The 4,115-nt window shown below is 71.4% G+C and carries 3 protein-coding genes and 1 pseudogene; 3 read left to right on the top strand and 1 reads right to left on the bottom strand.

All coding sequences use genetic code 11. The features are described 5' to 3' along the window. The 3 genes from FV234_RS26545 to glmS form a co-directional block, all read left to right on the top strand. A partial coding sequence (locus FV234_RS26545) for a hypothetical protein (RefSeq protein ID WP_210250988.1) occupies positions 1-331 on the top strand: 331 nt, incomplete at its 5' end. A 74-nt stretch (positions 332-405) separates the two neighbouring features. Continuing rightward, complete coding sequence (gene glmU, locus FV234_RS25355; protein ID WP_147832384.1) at positions 406-1,827, top strand: bifunctional UDP-N-acetylglucosamine diphosphorylase/glucosamine-1-phosphate N-acetyltransferase GlmU; 1,422 nt, start codon at positions 406-408, stop codon at positions 1,825-1,827. A gap of 164 nt (positions 1,828-1,991) precedes the next feature. After that, the gene (glmS, locus tag FV234_RS25360) at positions 1,992-3,818 is read left to right on the top strand and encodes a glutamine--fructose-6-phosphate transaminase (isomerizing) (protein ID WP_147815484.1); all 1,827 of its coding nucleotides are present in this window, start codon (positions 1,992-1,994) and stop codon (positions 3,816-3,818) included. A 185-nt stretch (positions 3,819-4,003) separates the two neighbouring features. Here glmS and FV234_RS25365 read toward each other — a convergent pair. Then, positions 4,004-4,115 (bottom strand): annotated as a pseudogene (locus FV234_RS25365) (IS5/IS1182 family transposase); the annotation flags it as partial.

Consider the following 4,115-nt stretch of genomic DNA (forward strand, 5'->3'; position numbering starts at 1 on the left):
GCACCGCACCGAGCGCTGCCAGGCGCACGACGTCGCGGCGGGTGCCGTCCGGGCGGGCGGGCCCACGGGGATCGCGGAGGGCGTCGGAGCGCGGGTCGGTCGGCAGCGTCGTGCCCCTTCGTTCGGGTGGTTCGGCAACAGGACCGGAAACAGCGAAGTCCCGGAAACGGTTCGCAACAATCGGCCCCTCGTACCATCCCGGTGCCTGAACACTCGGTTAAGCGCGGCCGGCGGGCGCGAATTCCGGCGCCTGTGTGATCGAGGCCGCGCGGCGGAGCGGAAGGGCGACGGCGAGGCGACGCCGTTTTGCGGGATGGGCGCGATCGGCTAATCGGGTGCTCCCATCCCGTCGCCCGCCGGTCCCGGCGGGCGACACCAGCGACCGTCCCCGGGAACCTGAACGCGATGACGACACCGGCCCCCGCGCGGCGAAGCCTCACCGCGATCGTGCTCGCCGCCGGCAAGGGCACGCGGATGCGCTCCGACCTGCCGAAGGTGCTGCATCGCCTGGCGGGCCGCAGCATGCTCGGCCACGTTCTCGCCGCGGTGCAGGCGGCCGGCGCCGCGCGCATCGCCGTGGTGGCCGAGCCCGGCCGCGACGACGTCGCCCGCGAGATCGCGGCGCTGGCGCCGGGCGCCGCAATCTACCCGCAGGTCGAGCGCCTCGGCACGGCCCACGCCGTGCTGGCCGCCCGGGCGATCCTGAGCCAAGGCGACGACGGGGAAGGCGACGACGGGGAAGGCGACGACGGGGAAGGCGACGACGTCATCGTCGCCTTCGGCGACACCCCGCTGATCACCGGCGAGACCCTGTCGCGGCTGCGGGCGCCCTTGGCCGAGGGCGCAGCGGTAGTGGTGCTGGCCTTCGAGACCGAGGCGCCCGCCGGCTACGGCCGGGTGCTGACCGAGGGCGCCCGCGTGGTCGCGATCCGCGAGGAGAAGGACGCCAGTGAAGCGGAGCGCGCGGTGCGCCTGTGCAACGCCGGGCTGATGGCGCTGTCGGGCGACCACGCGCTGGCGCTCCTGGAGCGGATCGGCAACGACAACGCCGCCGGCGAGTACTACCTGCCCGACGCGGTGGCGCTGGCCGTCGGCGACGGGCTCTCCGTCGCCGTGGTTCCGGTGACGGAGGCGGAGGCGCAAGGGGTCAACGACCGGGTGCAGCTCGGCGTCGCCGAGGCCGCGATCCAGGCGCGCCTGCGCCGCAGCGCCCAGCTCGGCGGCGCGACCTTGGTCGCCCCCGAGACGGTGTTCCTCAGCCACGACACGATCCTCGGGCGCGACGTGCTCGTCGAGCCGAACGTGGTGTTCGACACCGGCGTCCGCGTGGACGACGGGTGCGTCGTCCACGCCTTCTCGCACCTGAAGGACGTGCGCCTGGAGGCGGGCGCCAGCGTCGGCCCGTTCGCGCGCCTGCGGGGCGGCGCGGTGCTGGAGGCCGGCGCCAGCATCGGCAACTTCGTGGAGCTGAAGAACGCCCGCCTCGGGCCGGGCGCCAAGGCCGCGCACCTGACCTATCTCGGCGACGCCGAGGTCGGCGCCCGCGCCAACGTCGGGGCCGGCACCATCACCTGCAACTACGACGGGGTCTCGAAGCACCGCACCACGATCGGGGCCGGCGCCTTCATCGGCTCGAACTCGGCGCTGGTCGCCCCCGTCGCGATCGGCGAGGGCGCCTTCGTCGCCTCCGGCTCGGTGATCACCGACGACGTGCCCGACGGGGCGCTCGCCGTCGCCCGCGGCCGCCAGGCGACGAAGCCGGGCTGGGCCGAGTGGAAGCGGGCGGCGTTGCAGGCGGAGAAGGTGGCGCGCGCAGGCAAACCGTAGCTCCCGGCGCGCGCACCCGCAGCCCCTTCAAAAGACGGCCCGCGCCTCTCACGTAAACGGCCCACTGCATCGCCTGCCCTGCGTAGCCACGGGGGGCTGGCCTCGTGCGGCGGCGATCCGGTACAAGCCGCCGGTCCACCGGGCGAACCGAAAGACAACTCAGCATGTGCGGCATCGTCGGCATCGTCGGTAACGGGGCAGTGGCCGGTCCGCTGGTCGAGGCGCTTCGCCGCCTGGAATACCGCGGCTACGACTCGGCCGGCATCGCCACGCTGGAGCACGGGCGGTTGGCCCGGCGCCGGGCGTCGGGCAAGCTCGTCAACCTCGAGGCGAGGCTGCGCGAGGAGCCGCTGGCCGGCGCGATCGGCATCGGCCACACCCGCTGGGCGACCCATGGCCGCCCCAACGAGACCAACGCCCACCCGCACGCCACCGCGCGGCTCGCCGTGGTCCACAACGGCATCATCGAGAATTTTCGCGAACTGAAGCACGAGCTCGAGGCCAAGGGCGTCCGGTTCGAGAGCGAGACCGACACCGAGGTGGTGGCCCAGCTCGTCAGCCATGCCATGGACCAGGGCCTCGGGCCGGTCGAGGCGGTGGCCGCCTGCCTCCCGCGCCTGCGCGGCGCCTTCGCCCTCGGCTTCCTGTTCGCCGGCCACGACGACCTGCTGGTCGGCGCCCGGCACGGGGCGCCGCTCGCCATCGGCTACGGCGCGGGCGAGACCTATCTCGGCTCCGACGCGCTGGCGCTGGCGCCGTTCACCGACGCGCTCACCTATCTGGAAGAGGGCGACTGGGCGATCCTGTCGCGCTCTGGCGCCGAGATCCGAGACATCCACGGCGCGGTCGTCCAGCGCCCGCGCCAGACCATCGCGACGCAGGCCTACCGGATCGACAAGGGCAACCACCGCCACTTCATGGCCAAGGAGATCCACGAGCAGCCGGAGGTCGTCGGCCGCACGCTCTCCCACTACGTCGACCTCGCGCAAGGGCGCGTCGCGCTGCCCGAGCCGCTGCCCTTCGACTTCGCCAAGCTGTCGCGCCTCAACATCACCGCCTGCGGCACCGCCTACTATGCGGGGTTGGTGGCCCGCTATTGGTTCGAGCAGATCGCGCGGCTTCCCGTCGAGATCGACGTCGCCTCCGAGGCGCGCTACCGCGAGGCGCCGCTCGAGCGCGACGGGCTGACGCTCGTCATCTCGCAATCGGGCGAGACCGCCGACACCCTGGCTTCGCTGCGCTACGCGAAGTCCCAAGGCCAGCACAGCGTGTGCGTCGTCAACGTGCCGACCTCGACCATCGCGCGTGAATCCTCCGTGGCGCTGCCGACGCTCGCCGGCCCCGAGATCGGCGTCGCCTCGACCAAGGCGTTCTCGTGCCAGCTCACGGTGCTGCTGTGCCTGGCCATCGCCGCCGGCCGCGCCCGCGGCACCATCGACGCCGCGGAGGAGCGCCGCCTCGTCGACGCGCTGATCACCGTGCCCGGCCTGATGGCCGACGCGCTGGCCCGCGAGAACGAGATCGAGGGGCTGGCCCGCGAGATCGCCAAGGCGCGGGACGTGCTCTACCTCGGCCGCGGCACCAGCTACCCGATGGCGATGGAGGGCGCGCTGAAGCTGAAGGAGATCAGCTACATCCACGCGGAAGGGTATGCGGCGGGCGAGCTCAAGCACGGGCCGATCGCGCTGATCGACGAGAGCGTGCCGGTGATCGTGATCGCCCCGCACGACGCGGTGTTCGAGAAGACCGTGTCGAACATGCAGGAGGTCGCCGCCCGCGGCGGGCGCATCGTGCTGATCGGCGACGCCAAGGGCGCAGCCGAGCACGGGCTCGACACCCTGGCCACGGTGACGATGCCCGACCTCGACCCGACGGTCGCGCCGATCGTCTACGCGGTGCCGATCCAGCTCGTCGCCTACCACACCGCCGTCGTCATGGGTAAGGACGTGGACCAGCCGAGAAACCTCGCCAAGTCCGTCACGGTGGAATAGACGCGATCTTTCAAACAGTTCGCTGTCCACGGCGAAAAAAGTTGGATGAAAAGATAAGGTCGGGTGAAAATGCGATGTCAGCACTGGTCAGCCCCCATTGGAGTGGTCCGCCTTTTGATATGGCTTTTGAGCCTGGAGGACGGACGAAATGGCAAAGCCCCCGAAGCCTTAGAGTCTGTCCGGCATCATAATGTTTTCTGACAGAGCTTTCGGGTCATGAGGCGGATGGAGGCCAAGAGGACGAACGCTCGCCCTTTCCGGCTTTTGCATTCCCAATCCTTCGCGAGACGGCGGCAG

This window comes from Methylobacterium sp. WL8 (assembly GCF_008040045.1).
In the GTDB taxonomy this organism is placed as follows: Bacteria; Pseudomonadota; Alphaproteobacteria; order Rhizobiales; family Beijerinckiaceae; genus Methylobacterium; species Methylobacterium cerastii.